This is a genomic window from Streptomyces sp. NPDC001858 (assembly GCF_053594615.1).
This window is the reverse complement of the sequence record NZ_JBSFEV010000030.1, coordinates 12,820-26,507: the sequence shown is the minus strand read 5'-3', so window position 1 is coordinate 26,507 and position 13,688 is coordinate 12,820. Positions and strand designations below refer to the sequence as shown.

Annotated in this window: 14 protein-coding genes; 11 read left to right on the top strand and 3 right to left on the bottom strand. The window is 69.4% G+C overall.

Going from position 1 to position 13,688, the window contains the following annotated elements; genetic code table 11:
* Positions 1 to 64: 64 nt before the first annotated feature.
* The 4 genes from ACWCPF_RS32425 (at position 65) to ACWCPF_RS32410 (ending at position 5,170) form a co-directional block, all read left to right on the top strand.
* Positions 65 to 1,243: an L-talarate/galactarate dehydratase gene (locus ACWCPF_RS32425; protein WP_451048674.1), complete on the top strand. Its 1,179-nt coding sequence runs from the start codon at positions 65 to 67 to the stop codon at positions 1,241 to 1,243.
* 135 nt (positions 1,244 to 1,378) lie between these two features.
* Positions 1,379 to 2,338, top strand: coding sequence for a 5-dehydro-4-deoxyglucarate dehydratase (locus tag ACWCPF_RS32420; protein ID WP_451048673.1), 960 nt, complete (start codon positions 1,379 to 1,381; stop codon positions 2,336 to 2,338).
* 128 nt (positions 2,339 to 2,466) lie between these two features.
* Positions 2,467 to 3,807, top strand: coding sequence for a gluconate:H+ symporter (locus tag ACWCPF_RS32415; RefSeq protein WP_451048672.1), 1,341 nt, complete (start codon positions 2,467 to 2,469; stop codon positions 3,805 to 3,807).
* A gap of 25 nt (positions 3,808 to 3,832) precedes the next feature.
* Positions 3,833 to 5,170 (top strand): enolase C-terminal domain-like protein, encoded by a 1,338-nt coding sequence (locus tag ACWCPF_RS32410; protein WP_451048671.1) that lies wholly within the window; start codon positions 3,833 to 3,835, stop codon positions 5,168 to 5,170.
* 211 nt (positions 5,171 to 5,381) lie between these two features.
* Here the strand turns inward: ACWCPF_RS32410 and ACWCPF_RS32405 are convergent, their stop codons facing one another.
* Together ACWCPF_RS32405 and ACWCPF_RS32400 are read right to left on the bottom strand one after the other, a co-directional pair.
* Positions 5,382 to 5,630, bottom strand: coding sequence for a hypothetical protein (locus ACWCPF_RS32405; protein WP_451048670.1), 249 nt, complete (start codon positions 5,628 to 5,630; stop codon positions 5,382 to 5,384).
* A gap of 70 nt (positions 5,631 to 5,700) precedes the next feature.
* Positions 5,701 to 6,819: a hypothetical protein gene (locus ACWCPF_RS32400; protein ID WP_451048669.1), complete on the bottom strand. Its 1,119-nt coding sequence runs from the start codon at positions 6,817 to 6,819 to the stop codon at positions 5,701 to 5,703.
* 152 nt (positions 6,820 to 6,971) lie between these two features.
* Between ACWCPF_RS32400 and ACWCPF_RS32395 the strand changes: the two genes are divergently transcribed.
* The 7 genes from ACWCPF_RS32395 to ACWCPF_RS32365 all read left to right on the top strand — a co-directional run bounded on the left by ACWCPF_RS32395 (position 6,972) and on the right by ACWCPF_RS32365 (position 12,725).
* Positions 6,972 to 7,643, top strand: coding sequence for a response regulator transcription factor (locus tag ACWCPF_RS32395; protein WP_451048668.1), 672 nt, complete (start codon positions 6,972 to 6,974; stop codon positions 7,641 to 7,643).
* Between the two features lie 72 nt (positions 7,644 to 7,715).
* Entirely contained in the window at positions 7,716 to 9,056 is a 1,341-nt protein-coding gene (locus ACWCPF_RS32390) for a sensor histidine kinase (protein ID WP_451048667.1), read from the top strand.
* Positions 9,057 to 9,064: 8 nt separating this feature from the next.
* Positions 9,065 to 9,406, top strand: coding sequence for an ArsR/SmtB family transcription factor (locus ACWCPF_RS32385; RefSeq protein ID WP_451048666.1), 342 nt, complete (start codon positions 9,065 to 9,067; stop codon positions 9,404 to 9,406).
* Between the two features lie 3 nt (positions 9,407 to 9,409).
* The gene (locus ACWCPF_RS32380; RefSeq protein ID WP_451048665.1) at positions 9,410 to 9,919 is read left to right on the top strand and encodes an SRPBCC family protein; all 510 of its coding nucleotides are present in this window, start codon (positions 9,410 to 9,412) and stop codon (positions 9,917 to 9,919) included.
* Entirely contained in the window at positions 9,919 to 10,587 is a 669-nt protein-coding gene (locus ACWCPF_RS32375; protein ID WP_451048664.1) for a dihydrofolate reductase family protein, read from the top strand. The genes ACWCPF_RS32380 and ACWCPF_RS32375 overlap by 1 nt, the downstream gene beginning before the upstream one ends.
* A gap of 33 nt (positions 10,588 to 10,620) precedes the next feature.
* Positions 10,621 to 11,352: a phosphotransferase gene (locus tag ACWCPF_RS32370; protein WP_451048663.1), complete on the top strand. Its 732-nt coding sequence runs from the start codon at positions 10,621 to 10,623 to the stop codon at positions 11,350 to 11,352.
* A 350-nt stretch (positions 11,353 to 11,702) separates the two neighbouring features.
* Positions 11,703 to 12,725 carry a S66 peptidase family protein gene (locus tag ACWCPF_RS32365; RefSeq protein ID WP_451048662.1) on the top strand — a complete coding sequence of 341 codons (1,023 nt, stop codon included), beginning with the start codon at positions 11,703 to 11,705 and terminating at the stop codon, positions 12,723 to 12,725.
* 52 nt (positions 12,726 to 12,777) lie between these two features.
* Here the strand turns inward: ACWCPF_RS32365 and ACWCPF_RS32360 are convergent, their stop codons facing one another.
* On the bottom strand, positions 12,778 to 13,557 hold the full coding sequence (locus tag ACWCPF_RS32360) for an NAD(P)H-dependent oxidoreductase (protein WP_451048661.1): 780 nt from the start codon (positions 13,555 to 13,557) through the stop codon (positions 12,778 to 12,780).
* Positions 13,558 to 13,688 lie beyond the last annotated feature (131 nt).

Sequence of the window (13,688 nt, the reverse complement as noted above, 5' to 3'; positions counted from 1 at the left end):
ACGGGAATCCTCCGGAGCCCTAGTTTCAAGGGGCAATCAACCCTCCAAGGCACCGGAGCTTCGAGTGGTGAGTACGGCCGACACGGCACTGCACGTCTCGAACCAGGGCGAGTCCACACTGGACCGGATCTCCTGGCTCAAACTGTCTTCGATCACTCTTCCGCTGGCCACGCCCGTGAGTGACGCCAAGGTGCTGACGGGGCGCCAGACGCCCATGACCGAGGTCGCCTTCCTCTTCGTCGAGGTCGGCACCGAGCACGGCCACGAGGGCATCGGCTTCAGCTATTCCAAGCGCGCGGGCGGTCCCGGACAGTTCGCACACGCCAAGGAGCTCGCCCCCGTCCTGCTCGGCGAGGACCCCAGTGACATCGCCAGGATCTGGACGAAGCTGGTGTGGGCGGGCGCCTCGGTCGGCCGCAGCGGTCTCGCCACCCAGGCCGTCGCCGCCTTCGACATCGCCCTGTGGGACCTCAAGGCCAAGCGCGCCGGTCTGCCCCTCGCCAAGCTGCTGGGCGCCCACCGCGACTCCGTGCGCTGCTACAACACCTCCGGCGGATTCCTGCACACCCCGACCGAGCAGGTCCTGCAGAACGCCGACGCCTCCCTGGCCGGCGGCATCGGCGGCATCAAGCTCAAGGTCGGCCAGCCCGACGGCAGGGCGGACCTGCGCCGGTTGAGCGCCGTTCGCGAACACCTGGGCGACGACGTGCCGTTGATGGTCGACGCCAACCAGCAGTGGGACCGGCCCACCGCGCAGCGCATGGGGCGCGCGCTGGAGGAGTTCGGTCTGATCTGGATCGAGGAGCCGCTCGACGCGTACGACGCCCAGGGCCATGCCGCTCTCGCCGCCTCGCTGGACACCCCGATCGCGACGGGCGAGATGCTCGCGAGCGTGGCCGAGCACCAGGAGCTGCTGCGGCACAACGCGGTGGACGTCATCCAGCCGGACGCGCCCCGCATCGGCGGCATCACGCAGTTCCTCAAGCTGGCCGCGTTCGCCGAGCACCAACACCTGCAACTCGCACCCCACTTCGCGATGGAGATCCACCTCCACCTCGCCGCCGCCTATCCGCACGAGCCATGGGTGGAGCACTTCGACTGGCTGGAGCCGCTGTTCGACGAGCGGCTCCGGATCAGCGACGGCCGGATGCACCTGTCGTCGCGGCCCGGCCTCGGCATCACGCTCAGCGAGCAGGCCCGCGCATGGACGCAGGCGGTGCACGAGGTGGGCGCGCGGCCCTGAGCCGCCGTACCGGGTGACGCCGGACCGCACGGACCGCACGGACCGCCGGACCGCCGGCCCATTGACCAGCCGTGCGCATCACCCTAGCCTCCATCCTCATATGTAGATAGAGTCCATATACATGGAGATCAGTTCATGCCACTGAACACGGCTGCCCAGGAAGTCGCCCAGGATGTCGCCCGCCGTCTGCGGGACGGGATGTCACACGGTGTGCTGTCCTTCCCGCTGACCAGCTTCACGGACGACGAGCGCCTCGACCTGGACGCCTACCGCGCCTATCTGGCCGGCCAGGTGGCCACCGGTCCCGGCGCGATCTTCCCCGCCTGCGGTACGGGCGAGTTCACCGCACTGGACGAGGACGAGTACCGTCAGGTGGTCACGGCCGCGGTGGAGGTGACCGACGGCCGCATACCCGTCGTCGCCGGCATCGGCTACGGCTGGGCCCAGGCCCTGCGTTTCGCCCGGATCGCGGAAGAGGCCGGAGCGGACGCCGCGCTGGTGCTCCCCCACTACCTGCTGAAGGCCCCGCAGGACGGCCTGGTCGAGCAGGTGCGCCGGATCGCCGCGGGCACCGACCTCCCCCTCATCGTCTACCAGCGCGACCAGGTCGCCTTCAGCGTCGAGAGCCTGCGGCGCATCGCGGAGATCCCCACGGTCATCGGCCTCAAGGACGGCCACAGCGACCTGGACCGGCTCCAGCGCCTCACCCTCGCCGCCCCCGATCATCTGCTCTTCTTCAACGGCGCCGCCACCGCGGAGATCCAGGCCCGGGCCTACGCCACGGTCGGCGTTCCCGCGTACTCCTCGGCGGTCCACGCCTTCGCCCCCGAGATCGCGAACGCGTTCTTCAGCGCCTTCCAGAACGACGACCACACCAGGATCGACGAGCTGCTGAGCGGTTTCTACATCCCGCTCGTCGAACTGCGCGACCGCGTACCGGGCTACGCCGTCTCCCTCGTCAAGGCCGCGGCGCGGCTGCGCGGCAGGCCGGTCGGCCCGGTCCGCGCCCCGCTCACGGATCCCGGACCGCGGGATCTCGTCGAGCTGGAAAAGCTCCTGGAGACGGGCCTGGCGCTGGTCGGCGCCACGCGCTGAACCACGCCGCGGACCGAGCCCCACCCGCCGTTTCGCCACCCTCACCTCCTCTCACCACGACACACGGCCGCCGCTCGCCGGACGGGCGGCGGTCGTCATCTGCGCACAGTTCAAAGGGGAACTGATCCATGCCTCTTGTCGTCGTCGGACTCAGCGTGCTGGTCCTGCTGTTCCTCATGACCCGGCTGAAGCTCAACGGCCTCGTCGCCCTGCTCCTGGTGGCCGTCGGTGTCGCACTCGTCGAGGGGATCCCGGCCGCGGACATCGGCGACGTCCTCGGCGAGGGGGTCGGCGACCAGATCGGCGACACCCTGCTCGTCATCGGACTCGGCGCCATGCTCGGCCGCGTCATGGGCGACTCCGGCGCCGCCCAGCGCATAGCCGGCCGGCTCATCGAGGCCTTCGGCCCGCGCTATGTCCAGGTCGCCATGGTCGTCACCGCCATGCTCATCGGCGTGACGATGTTCTACGAGGTCGCCTTCGTCATCATCGTTCCCGTCGCCTTCACCATCGTCCGGGTCACACGCAAGAACCTGCTGTGGGTGGGCCTTCCGATGTCGATCGCCCTGTCCACGATGCACAGCTTCCTGCCGCCGCACCCCGGACCCACCGCCGTCGCCGCCGCCTTCCACGCCTCCGTCGGCCACACCCTCCTGTACGGTCTGTTCTTCGCCGTGCCGATCGGCGCGGGCATCGCGCTGGTATGGCCGCGGCTGCCGTTCGTCCGCCGCATGGACCCCGCGATCCCCACAGGGCTGGTCACCGAGCGGGTGTTCGAGGAGGACGAGCTGCCGGGCATGGGCTGGTCCCTGTTCGTGTCCCTGGTCCCCATCGTGCTGATCGCCGGGGCCGCCGTGGCCGACATGGCGGTGTCGGACGACACGAGCCCGGTCCTGCACGCCGTCGACTTCATCGGCTCGCCCCCGATCGCCCTGCTGCTGACCCTGTGCCTGGCGATGTGGGTGTTCGGCCCCCGCATCGGCCGCAGCCTGGACGAGGTGAGCGCGTCCTGCGTGTCAGCGGCCAAGTCCATGGCGATGATCCTGCTGGTCATCGGCGCAGGCGGCGCCTACAAGGGGGTGCTCGTCGAAGCCGGGATCGCGGACTACATCAAGGACTTCACCGACGGCTGGGACATCTCGCCGATCATCCTGGCCTGGCTCATCGCCGCGATCCTTCGCGTGGCTCTGGGCTCCGCGACCGTCGCCGTGGTCACGGCCGCCGGCGTCGTCGCCCCGCTCGTCGCGGGCAGCGGTGTGCACCCCGAGCTCATGGTGCTGGCCGTCTCCTGCGGCTCGATCGCCTTCAGCCATGTCAACGACCCGGGCTTCTGGATGTTCAAGGAGTACTTCAACCTCTCGGTCCTCGACGCGATCAAGGCCCGCACGACGTACACGACCGTGCTCGCGATCCTCGGCCTGGGCGGCGTCCTCGCCGTGGAATGGGCCCTGGACACCCTCAGCATCTGACCCGCCTCCCCCCTGAAGGAACCTGATGTCAAGCGGAAGCCAGCCGACCGTCACCGCGTTCGCCGTCTACCCGGTCGCGGGACGCGATTCGATGGAGTTGAACCTCTCCGGCGCGCACGGCCCCTATTTCACCCGCAACGTCGTAGTCCTCACCGACTCGGAAGGGCGCACCGGCCTGGGCGAGGTCCCGGGCGGTGAGAAGATCACCCAGACACTCCGGGACGCCGAACCGCTCGTCGTCGGCGCGAAGGTCGGCGACTACAAGCGCGTCCTGCGCGAGATCGGGCAGCGGTTCGGCGACCGCGACTCCGGCGGCCGCGGCCTGCAGACCTTCGACCTGCGGACGACCGTCCACACGGTCACCGCCGTCGAGTCGGCCCTGCTCGACCTCCTCGGCCAGCATCTCGACGTCCCCGTCGCGGCCCTGCTCGGCGACGGACAACAGCGCGACACGGTACGCGTCCTCGGCTACCTGTTCTACGTCGGCGACCCCGACCGCACGGACCTCGACTACGTCCGCGAACCCGACAGCGACGTGGAGTGGTACCGCCTCCGCCACGAGGAGGCGCTCACCCCCGAGGCGATCGTCCGCCAGGCCGAGGCCGCCTACGACCACTACGGCTTCCGCGACTTCAAGCTGAAGGGCGGGGTCCTGGAGGGGGCGGAGGAGGTCAAGGCGGTCCAGCGGCTCAAGGAGCGCTTCCCGGACGCACGGATCACCCTCGACCCCAACGGCGCCTGGTCCCTGCGCGAGGCGATCGAGCTGTGCGCCCCGCTGGTCGGCACCCTCGCCTACGCCGAGGACCCCTGCGGCGCGGAGGACGGCTACTCGGGCCGCGAGATCCTCGCGGAGTTCCGCCGCGCCACCGGCCTGCCCACAGCCACCAACATGATCGCCACCGACTGGCGCCAGCTGACCCACGCCCTGGCCCTGCAGTCCGTCTCCATCCCGCTCGCCGACCCGCACTTCTGGACCATGCAGGGCTCCGTGCGCGTGGCCCAGCTGTGCAACGCGATGGGCCTGACCTGGGGCTGCCACTCCAACAACCACTTCGACATCAGCCTCGCCATGGTCGCCCACTGCGGCGCCGCGGCGCCCGGCGAGTACAACGCCCTGGACACGCACTGGATCTGGCAGGAGGGCCTGGAACGCCTCACGGTCTCGCCGCCCCGCATCGTCGACGGCGAGATCGCGATCCCCGCCGCGCCCGGCCTCGGCATCCAGCTCGACCGGGACCGCCTCCTGGCCGCCCACGAGCTCTACCGCGAGAAGGCTCTGGGCGCCCGCGACGACGCGGTCGGCATGCGCTACCTCGTCCCCGGCTGGACCTTCGACAACAAACGCCCCTGCCTGGTGCGCTAAGCGCTCCGCGATGTGCCGTCGTTCTGCTGCGGCGCCGTTGTGGCTGGTCGCGCCCGCGCGGCGGAGCCGCATATGTCAGCGCCCCGCGCCCCTGAAGGGCGCTGCCGAACCGCCGCCGACATCGCCCGACCCTCTTGGTCCATCCGGCAAGGCCTCGCCCCCGACCGTGTGTGATCGCGGTCGAGGGCGAGAGTGTCCGGTCAGCGTGCTGTCAGGCGCACGAGGTGACCCACTTGTGGGAAGCGACATTGTTGTTGAGCGACTGGTTGAGGCCGTCGCTGCCGCCCGTGCCGCTGCCCGCCCGGTTGAACGTCTCTCGGCCCAGCGGGAGATCGTCCCAATGACTGCCGTTGGGAAGGCAGCGGTAGGCCCCGGCCTGTGACCGGTGATAGTAGAGATTGACGTCGTCGTTGCCGCCCGGGAACCCGTTGTTCCACAGTTGCGATGCGCGATTCCACATGGTCCGGGGGTTGCCTCCCCCGTCGGTGCAGTCACTCCAGTCATTGTCGTTGTTCCGCCACTTGCAGTAGTCACCTTGCCCGTACGGGAGGTCGGCGGCGTAGAGAAAACCGTCGGCGGCTGCGGCGCTGAAACTGTCCGGCACTGCGGCGGACGTCGCAGTGATCGCTTCCGCGTGAGCGGTCGGCGGGGTGACGACGCAGGCCAGACCTTGGATGGCTGCGCTGATCAGGAGAGCGCGGAACTTGGCCATGCTGTGCTCCTTGTCCTTCTGCGGGATCTTCGGAACGGGCGACGACGACGCGCGCCCGGGGTACCGCCGCCAGCTCCAGCCGGAGCTTGGCGGCGGTGTCTGTGGGGTATCGCTCGGCGAGGGCCTTCGCGTAGTGCTGGTCCAGCGCTCGGGCGGTGGCCGCGAGAGCGCTGCGGTCGGCGCAGGATGCCTCCGCCACCGCGAGCCGGACCTGTGTCTTCTGCGGCACCGGGGGCTGCGCCTTCTCCACCTGGGCGCGGATGTCTCCCGGGCTGGTGTAGCCGGTGTGGCCGGAGCGGCGCATGCACTGCGCCCAGCGGGCCATGGCGGCGGCGAACCGGGCGTCGGCGACCACGCGTCCCCGCCGTTCAGCGGCCAGGTCGGAGGCAACGTTCTTCACGTGGTACCAGGTCCGCAGGTCGCCGTAGAGCCGCTGTTCCGCCTCCGAGACACAGCCGTTGTCGCTGTGCCGCAGCACCACCCCGCTGGGGAGTTTCGCCTCCAGCCACCGCGTGCTGTCACCGTGGTACGCCCCGAGCCAGGCGCGCCTGCGTTCCGGTGACAGCGTCGCCGCGTTCCGCTTGTTGGGATGCGATTGGCTCAGCTCCACCAGACGGCGCTGGAGCTCGCCGCCATAGCCGTACCGCTTCGCCCATGCCACGTCATCCACGACGTAGGGGAATTCGCGGAACTCGGGGACCGGATTCCTCGGCACGACCCGGTACGAGAATCCGCGGCCGGTCATGCACGCGCGGATCAGGAGCTGTTCGGCGTCATACAGCAGGCCGGCCTCCTGATCGGTCACCTCGCGGACGAGTTCAGGTGCAACCGGTTGCGGGCCCGAGCAGCCTGCCTGCGAGGCGACGGCCACGACCGCGACCGCAACCACGACGGACACCGTCGGCAGCAGCCTGTTACGCACAGCGGTCGGCGCCATAGGTCCTCACTCCCGTCGGAATTCAAGGCAGCAGCGGGCAGGTCGTCCGCAGTCGCCGTGGAAAGACCGTGGCATGACGGGGCTGTGGGGAAGCTGAAGGTCCCTGAAGGGTCTTCAGGTTCCCCACAGGACAGGGCGGTCATGCTGTCGGTATGCGGATACTGGTGGTCGAGGACGACCGGCGGATGGCGGAACTGCTGCGCCGGGGGCTGGTCGGTGAGGGCTATGCCGTCGATTGCGCCCACGACGGGGTGCGCGGTCTGGAGCTGGCGACGGAGAACGACTACGACGCGCTCGTGCTGGATGTGCTGCTGCCCCGCTTGAACGGCTTCCGGCTGTGCGGGCGGCTGCGTGAAGCGGGGGTGTGGACGCCGGTGCTGATGCTCACCGCCAAGGACGGCGAGTACGACCAGGCCGAGGGCCTGGACACCGGCGCCGACGACTACGTCACCAAGCCGTTCTCCTTCGTCGCACTCGCCGCCCGGCTGCGTGCGCTGATCCGCCGCGGCCGCCCCGACCGGCCCGCCGTGCTGAGGATCGGAGATCTGCTGATCGACCCGGCCGCCCACCACTGCCGCCGCGGGAGCTGCGAGGTGGCGCTGACCGCCCGCGAGTTCGCCGTCCTGGAATACCTCGCCCGCCGCCACGGTGAGACGGTCTCCAAGAGCGAGGTGCTCGAACATGTCTGGGACGACCGCTTCGACGGAGACGTCAACATCGTCGAGGTCTACATCAGCGCCCTGCGCCGCAAACTCGACACTCCCTTCCAGCGGCGCACCATCCGCACCGTCCGCGGCGCCGGCTACCGCCTGGACGCGGGCTGAAGAGGCACACCGGTGAAACGGGTCCGCCGGATGCTCTCGCTGCCGCGTCGGCTGCGGCCTGCCACTGTGCGCATGCGGCTCACACTCCTGGTCGGGCTGGTCGCTCTGAGCTGCCTGAGCGCAAGTGCGCTCGCTCTCGCCATGGTGATCAGGGCCTCATCGCTGCGCATCGCGACTCATGACGCCCAGTCGAACTTCTGGCTCGGGCCTTCCCCCGGAGCCTGGAGCGACGCCCCCTGTACCCGTGACTCGGTGGCGGAGGCCGAAGCAGCCACCCGTCGCGATGAGCTGGACGACCACCCCTACACCTGTACGTATCTCCCGGAGAACGGCGCCAAGGCGGTCCAACCACAGGAGAACACCGGGGAGTTGTCTCTTCTGCCCTGGACCGACCCCGCTCACGTCCACCCCCTGATTCTGGTCAACGACCCCGGCCTGCCTCCCGGATCAGTGATCATCCATTCCCTGTCCTCCTGGCAGGAACGACAGAACACGTTCGGGCGGCTGCTGCTCGGAAGCACGCTGGGGCTCACACTGCTGATCTCAGGCGGCACCCGGTGGGTGGTCGGCCGCGCGCTGGACCCGGTCGAAGCGATCCGTGCCGAGTTCGCCAAGCTGAGCGCCCAGCGTCTGGACCGGCGTGTTCCCGTCCCTCGCGCCGGGACCGAGGTCGCCCGCCTGGCCGGGACCATGAACAGCACCCTGGACCGCCTGCAGACCGCCGTTGACCAGCAGCGTCGGTTCACCGCGGATGCCGCGCACGAACTGCGTACTCCACTCGCCTGCCTGCGCACCGAACTCGAACTCGCCCTCAACCGGCCCGACATCGCCGACTGGCCCCGGGTGGTTCGGGACGCCCACGGGGACTCCATACGGCTGCAGGATCTGACCGAGGACCTGCTGCTCCTGGCCCGCCTCGACGCGGAGGACGCCGACCGGGGGCCCGACGGAAGCGTGGATCTCACCGACGTCGTGCGCGAGGAGACCGTCCGCCGCCGCCCCCGCGGCCTCACCATCGATCTGCACACCGAGCCCGGTCCTGTGACCGTGCGGGGCCGCCCCGCCCTGCTCGCCCGCGTCCTGGGCAACCTGCTCGACAACGCCGAACGCCACGCGGCCCGCACGATCACGGTGCGCCTGACGCACGACACGGAACACCGCGAAGCGGTACTCGACGTCCAGGACGACGGTCCCGGCATCCCGCCGGAGGACCAGCAGCGGATCTTCGACCGCTTCACCCGCCTCGACGACGCCCGCGCCCGGGACAGCGGCGGCGTCGGCCTCGGCCTGGCCATCGCCCGGAGCATCGCCCTCGCCCATCACGGCACCCTCGAGATCACTCCGAGCGCCCGTGGAGCGCACTTCACTCTCCGCCTCCCCACCGGCTTGTCATATTCCGATATAGGAATATGATGGCTTGCATGGCACGAGCAGCGACGACGTCGGACACGTTCAACGCGATCGCCGAGCCGCAGCGCCGGGACATCCTCGCGCTGCTGCGGGCGGGCGAGCGGCCGGTGACCGAGTTGGCCCAGGAGCTCGGGATGAGCCAGCCGGGGACGTCCAAGCACCTGCGGGTGCTCCGGGAGGTGGGGCTGGTGCGGGTCCGCGAGGTGGGCAAGCAGCGCCTCTACGGCCTGGACGCCCGCGGGCTGCAGCCGGTCCACGAGTGGGTCGGCGGATTCGAACAGTTCTGGAACGAGAGTTTCGACCGGCTGGACACCTATGTGCAGGACCTCAAGCAGACACGACAGGAGGAATGACCGATGGCAGGGACAAGGCGAGAAACGCGGGCGGAGCCGACACCGGCCGACCGGGAGATCCTGATCTCCCGGGTCATCGACGCCCCGCGGGAGCTGGTGTTCGAGGCGTTCACCGAGGTCCGGCACCTGTCGCGGTGGTGGGGTCCGGAGGGGTTCACCACCACCACGCGGTCCTTCGAGTTCCGCGAGGGCGGGGAGTGGGAGTTCGTGCTGCACGGGCCGGACGGGACCGACTACTCCGAGTGGATCCGCTGGCTGCGGATCGTCCCGCCGGAGCGGATCGCGCTGCTGCACGGTGAGTCCCGCGACGACCCGAACGCCTTCGAGTCGTTCCTGACCTTCGCGCCGGACGGCGCGGCGGCGACCCGGCTCGTGATGCGCACGGTGTTCGCCACCAAGGAACTGCGCGACGAGGCGGTCGAGAAGTACCACGCGATCGAGGGCGGCCGGCAGACGCTGAGCAGCCTGGCGGCGTACGTCGCCGGCCTGGCGACGAAGGAGGCGGAGGGCTGATGGCCGGGAAGGTGTTCTTCAGCGTGACGATGTCGCTGGACGGCTTCGTCGCGCCCGAGCCCGTGCCCGGTGACGACGAACTCTTCGCGCCCGGCCGGCAGGACGACCCGGACGTCCGGCGCTGGATGACGCAGTGGTCGGAGTTGCAGCAGTGGGCCTTCCCGCTGCGGTTCTTCCGGGAGAACCTGAAGCTGGGCGAGGGCGGCGAGGAGGGCCGCGACAACGACATCGCGCGGGAGACGTTCGAGCGCACCGGCGCGAGCGTCATGGGCAAGCGCATGTTCGACCTCGGCGAGCAGTCATGGCCCGAGGAGGCGCCCTTCCACACCCCGGTCTTCGTCGTGACGCACACCGAGCGTGACCCGTGGGAGCGGCCCGGGGGCACCACGTTCCACTTCGTCGACGACGGTATCGAGGACGCCCTCGACCAGGCCCGCGCCGCCGCCGGCGACCGCGACGTCCGCATCGCCGGCGGCGGCGCGACGATCCTGGAGTACCTGAACGCCGGTCTGGTCGACGAGTTCTCGATCACGCTGGCACCGGTGCTCTTCGGCGCCGGCACCCGCCTGTTCGACGGCGTGGACGCATCCAGGATCACGCTGGAGCCGGTCCGTTCGGAGCCGTCATCGCGAGTGACGCACCTGACCTACGCGGTACATCCACGGTAGCCGCGCCACCGCGCGAGCAGGCAGGGTGGATGGATGCCTGATTCGTGCTTGCCCGGAGGTTTCGTCAATGCGGTCGTTCGCGTCGGGGACACGGTGCGCCGTCCTGCTTCGGCGAAGTACGTGGGTGATCTGCTGAGGTTGTTCGAGGCCAGTGGCTGGGCTGGTGCTCCGCGGTATCTCGGCATGGACGACGAGGGCCGTGAAATCCTCAGTTACCTCGATGGCCACGTGGCATGGGAGCCGCGACAACCCGCTGCTGTGTCATCGGACGAGAGTCTGGTGACGGTCGCCCGGCTCGTGCGTGAGTTCCATGACCTGACGGCCGGCACCCCGCCGGCCGGAGATCAAGAGGTCGTGTGTCACAACGACCTGTCGCCCAAGAACACGGTCTATCAGCTGCGCGGCGGCGAGCTTCGGCCAGTGGCATTCATCGACTGGGACCTTGCGGCACCCGGCGCGCGGATCCACGACGTCGCTCATGTCTGCTGGCAGTACCTCGGTCTGGGCCCCTCGGTCACCGACGTCGAGAAGACAGCCCGACGGATGAGGCTGATCGTCGACAGCTACGAGTTGCCTGACCGAAAACGTCTCGTGTCCACGATCTTGTGGTGGCAGGCCCGCTGCTGGCAGGGCATCGAAACCCAGGCCGATGCGGGTGACCTCGCCATGGCCCGGCTCCGTGACGCAGGGGCGGTGAGGCAGGTTCAGTCGGCCTATCAGTGGGTTTCCGATCATCGCGATACGTTGGAACGCTCAGTGCGCTGAGCGCTCCAGCGGTGCGGATGCTCCGGCTCGTTGGAACAGGCGAATACGTTGAGCTCACCCCAGCGGCCCCCAGGGTGGGCCGTACTGTGCCTGGGTGCGTTACTTGGCGGAGCCCAGAGGGTGTCGTGCAGGACGAGTACCGCGACTTCGTCCGGGCGGGCCACCCGTCCGGCATTTCGCCGGACGGGCATCCCTGGCCTGACCTGCGCGCCGGCCCGTGAAGCCCTGACCGTCCCGGTCACGTGGCCGGCAGGGAAACCGGGGCGCCGGCCTGGGTGGTAGGCAAGGGCTGCTGGACGGCGCTCAGGAAATGTGTCGCGTGGTGCTGAGGGTGTCGGAATACTGCCTTGGTGACGCCTACTGCACTGCCTCAGCTGCTTCGGCCTCGGGCCCTGAGGCCCGGCGATCTCGTCGTTGTCGCCTCTCTGTCCGGGCCGCTCCATGCCGCTTACGAGCCCGACCTCGATCAGGCGGTGGCCGTGCTCGAGCGGATGGGATTCCGCGTGCGTCGGGCGCCGCTGCTCGAAGCAGGGCGGCACCGTTGGTGGAGCGCGGCCAAGCCGGCGGAGATCGCCAGGGAGTTCAATACGCTGCTGCGTGATCCTGAGGTTCGCGCGATCATTGCGCATGACGGCGGCCAGACGGCGCTCGGCTACCTCGACCTGATCGACTTCGAGGCGATCAGGGCCGACCCCAAGCCGATCCTCGGCTACAGCGACATCTCGCTGCTGCATCTGGTGCTCTTTGCGCGCACGGGTCTGGTCGGCTTCCATGCCGACACGGCAACCCCGGGACTCGGCAGGCACTGGCAGGCCGCGCCCGCGGCACGCCGAGCGGCGCTCGAGAAGCTCTACTCGAAGCTGCTGACCGATACGGAGCCGATCGGTGCGCTGCCGACCACCCCGTCGTGGGAATGCTGGCGTGCCGGTCGCGCCGAAGGCCGGCTGATCGGCGGGGTGATCAATCGCATTGTGTTGGCGCAGGCGACGCCTTACGCGCTGCCGCTCGAACGGTTCGACGGCGCAGTGCTGTTCTGGGAGGAGACGGGCGGCCAGGCATCGTATGTGTGGAGCTACCTACAGGTGCTGCGGCATTGCGGCGTCCTCGATCGGATCTCCGGCATGGTCGTGGGCGTCCCCCATTCCATCGACGGACTCGACTCGCCCGATGCGTCCCCGACCCTGCCCGAGATCGTCCTCGACGTCCTCGGTGACCGTGACATCCCGGTCCTGGGCAACGTCGAGTTCGGACACGCCGGCCCGAATCTGCCGATGCCGGTCGGCATCCGCGTCGCCCTCGACGCGCAACAGCGGACCCTGTCGCTGCTCGAACCGGCAGTACGGTCGCACGCGATGACGGGACCGGTCGGCTGAGCAACGCGGATCAGTTGGCCGACGGCCTCGGCAACACGCCATGGCAGGGCGGTCACCCCCGCACGTGCAGGCCGAAACCCGTGCGGCCCGCGGGCTCCAGTCCCTCCTTCAGGTGCAGCGAAGGGATCTCGTAGTCGCCGTAGTTCTGCCGCCGGAAGGCGATCGGCTCGGTCGACTCCAGGGTGAGCAGACGCTGCTCCCAGGCCTTGGCGACGTCGGGGTAGTCCGCGCCGGTCATCCGGTCGGCGCCGTACAGCACGAACGGCGGCAGCACCTCGATGCCGGGGTGGTACAGGACGCCGTGGTGGATCGGGAACAGCAGATCGTCGATGGGGCCGTTGATCCCGCGAGCGGCGTAATGCGACTCCGGGCCGCCGACGGTCACCGACAGCAGAGCCTTCCTGCCCGCGAGGGTGCCTTCGCCGAAGCGCTCGCCGTACCTGGTGTCGCTGTGCTCGCCGACGCCGTACGCGAAGCGGTGGATGAACACCCGGTCCACCCAGCCCTTGAGGATCGCGGGCATCGTGTACCACCACAGCGGGAACTGGAAGATGATGGCGTCGGCCCACAGCAGCTTCTGCTGCTCGGCGAGGACGTCCGCGGTGAGCGTCCCGGCGCCGAAGGCCCGGCCCGAGTCCAGGGCGACCTTCAGCGGACTTGACGCGACCGAGCCGTAGTCCGCGGCGTCCACGACCGCCTTCCAGTTCATCCCGTACAGATCGCTCACCCGCACCTCGTGCCCGGCGGTCTCCAAGGTGGACACCGCGAGGTCCTTCAGCGAGCCGTTGAGCGACTTCGGCTCCGGGTGGGCGTAGACGATCAGCGTCTTCATGGGAACTCCTTAGGATCGGATGCCTTCGATCCTGAGCCCGGCGGCGCCCGACGTTCAGGGACGCCTCCTCCATCGGACGCCACTTCCCTCGGACGTCTCCTCCGTCGGACGGGACTTCCTGGTAACGGCAG

Bases quoted from the DNA above. Each gene is read 5' to 3' on its own strand.
- ACWCPF_RS32420 (WP_451048673.1), top strand. From the start codon at position 1,379: ATGCCACTGAACACGGCTGCCCAGGAAGTCGCCCAGGATGTCGCCCGC.
- ACWCPF_RS32415 (WP_451048672.1), top strand. From the start codon at position 2,467: ATGCCTCTTGTCGTCGTCGGACTCAGCGTGCTGGTCCTGCTGTTCCTC.
- ACWCPF_RS32410 (WP_451048671.1), top strand. From the start codon at position 3,833: ATGTCAAGCGGAAGCCAGCCGACCGTCACCGCGTTCGCCGTCTACCCG.
- ACWCPF_RS32405 (WP_451048670.1), bottom strand. From the start codon at position 5,630: ATGTGGAATCGCGCATCGCAACTGTGGAACAACGGGTTCCCGGGCGGC.
- ACWCPF_RS32400 (WP_451048669.1), bottom strand. From the start codon at position 6,819: ATGGCGCCGACCGCTGTGCGTAACAGGCTGCTGCCGACGGTGTCCGTC.
- ACWCPF_RS32395 (WP_451048668.1), top strand. From the start codon at position 6,972: ATGCGGATACTGGTGGTCGAGGACGACCGGCGGATGGCGGAACTGCTG.
- ACWCPF_RS32390 (WP_451048667.1), top strand. From the start codon at position 7,716: ATGCGGCTCACACTCCTGGTCGGGCTGGTCGCTCTGAGCTGCCTGAGC.
- ACWCPF_RS32385 (WP_451048666.1), top strand. From the start codon at position 9,065: ATGGCACGAGCAGCGACGACGTCGGACACGTTCAACGCGATCGCCGAG.
- ACWCPF_RS32380 (WP_451048665.1), top strand. From the start codon at position 9,410: ATGGCAGGGACAAGGCGAGAAACGCGGGCGGAGCCGACACCGGCCGAC.
- ACWCPF_RS32375 (WP_451048664.1), top strand. From the start codon at position 9,919: ATGGCCGGGAAGGTGTTCTTCAGCGTGACGATGTCGCTGGACGGCTTC.
- ACWCPF_RS32370 (WP_451048663.1), top strand. From the start codon at position 10,621: ATGCCTGATTCGTGCTTGCCCGGAGGTTTCGTCAATGCGGTCGTTCGC.
- ACWCPF_RS32360 (WP_451048661.1), bottom strand. From the start codon at position 13,557: ATGAAGACGCTGATCGTCTACGCCCACCCGGAGCCGAAGTCGCTCAAC.